Annotated in this window: 1 protein-coding gene; it reads right to left on the bottom strand. The window is 57.0% G+C overall.

Features of this window, described 5'->3' with window-relative positions; genetic code table 11:
• On the bottom strand, positions 1-736 hold a 736-nt coding region (locus X742_RS140625), incomplete at its 3' end, for a caspase family protein (RefSeq protein WP_023775564.1).
• Positions 737-1806 lie beyond the last annotated feature (1070 nt).

Genomic DNA, 1806 nt, shown 5'->3' with positions numbered 1-1806 from the left:
CGATGACTTCATTTCGCGTCCGATGAAAGGAAGCGTCGAGATCAAGTCCAGGCTTGCGAAGGGACTTCACCAGTGATGCAACAAACGGGCTATTGGCGAACTGCCCGCCTTCGCGGGCAAGCTGCCCTGCCTTCGCCGACAGCACTACAGCGACATCACCTGTTGGACCCGGGGGCGCCAAGCCCTCGTCGTTACGATGGTCGCCCATCTCCCGGGTCGTCGAGGCGAAGAAAGGATTGCTGCGAGATGCGTCAATAATTACCAGACGCACGTTCGCGGCCTTGGCTGTTGCGGCAGTCAACTGCCGCAACGAAATCGCTTCGCTTTCAACGTCAGTGTCAGTTAGCACGCGGGCGTCCACGGGCAACAGGAAATCGTCCCCGTTAACTTCAATCCCATGTCCAGCGAAATAGACAATTGCCCAATCTGCATGATCCGCCAGTTCGGCGAACGTTCTCAGCCGAGACAGGAACCGATCTCGAGGTAGATCGGCTTCGAGCATGACCTTGGAAAAACCGAGTTCGGTCAGCGTAGCAGCCACTGCCCTTGAGTCGCGTTCAGGATCGACCAGCGGCGCAACGGAGCCGTATCGCGAATTACCAATGACCAACGCAACGCGTCTGTCGGAAGCCAATCCTCCCGAAACATTCGCTAAGGCATAGTGCAGCGGTTTACATAAGCCGCTTACAAAGGCAGCCAGCAGAACCGCCGTCAAAATGAAGCGACGGATCACCATTGTGGCCTCGCATCAGCCCATCACCAATAGCGTAGCGCATTGGGCGCACGCGCGAAAGCCCCTTCTTCGGTGATTCGCGCCCCACACGCCGTTAAGCGATGGCGCCATGGTACGATAATGCTTTTTGATCTAGGTTCCTCATGGCGATTGCAATGCGCTTAAAGAATGTTCATCAGCATCGCCAGCGGACGACTGCTATGGCGGCTGCCAAGTTGTGTTGGTCGGCCCGCTACCATGTGACCGTCGGGCCAATGAAACGCCAGCGCTTTCCGCCGTCCTGTACATCAATTAGTGTAAGTGCGCCCCACGGCAATTGTTGGCCGGGGGCCGGTGCAAATACGCTTTCGCGTGAGTCAAACGTTCCTGTGATCGAGATTGGCTCCTCGGGCTCGGTCGCCCGCCAAGGATCATGTACCCAATACATACGAATCTGTGGCGATTGGAACCCGCTTAGCTGGATTTTGATGAGCTCGAGTTCACCACCCTTTACCGTGGCGTTGCCGTTGGCTAGCCGCAGCGTGTGGTCTCTAACGACATAGACGCCCAGTAAGCCACGAAAAACCGTCTCCCATGTTGGCCGATGCGGATAGGCCGGGAACAGTACGGTGACGCCGCCAAAGCGCANCGAAAAACCGTCTCCCATGTTGGCCGATGCGGATAGGCCGGGAACAGTACGGTGACGCCGCCAAAGCGCACTTCCCGAATGCTGCCCGAGCCTGGCCGGAATGAGGCATGTGAGCCAAGGGTTACCCACTCTTCCCGGCTTAACTCAGTAAGGGCAGCCGCCAGCACAAGCCCACGCTTCTGGTAGATACTGCTGTCTATGTCGAGTCGGTCCTGACCTCGGTATCGTCCGATTAGTGTCAGGTTTTCCGGCTGGATGAAGGTCTCGCCCTCGTCAGTGACAAGAGAGATTTCCCCTATGTCCTGATGCCATGGCCGATGCTCCGAAAGAGGCGGCTCGGCGTTGACGCCCGAGAAAAAATCGAAGTTCGAAAATGGATACAAGAAATGCTCGTAGCCAAGCCGGAAAACAAACGTCGCCGTGATTGCAAGAACGAGGACGCAGG

The sequence above is a fragment of the Mesorhizobium sp. LNHC229A00 genome (assembly GCF_000502415.1).
In the GTDB taxonomy this organism is placed as follows: domain Bacteria; phylum Pseudomonadota; class Alphaproteobacteria; order Rhizobiales; family Rhizobiaceae; genus Mesorhizobium.
Note: the sequence above shows the minus strand (reverse complement) of the source record. Positions and strands in the feature narration are given on the sequence as shown.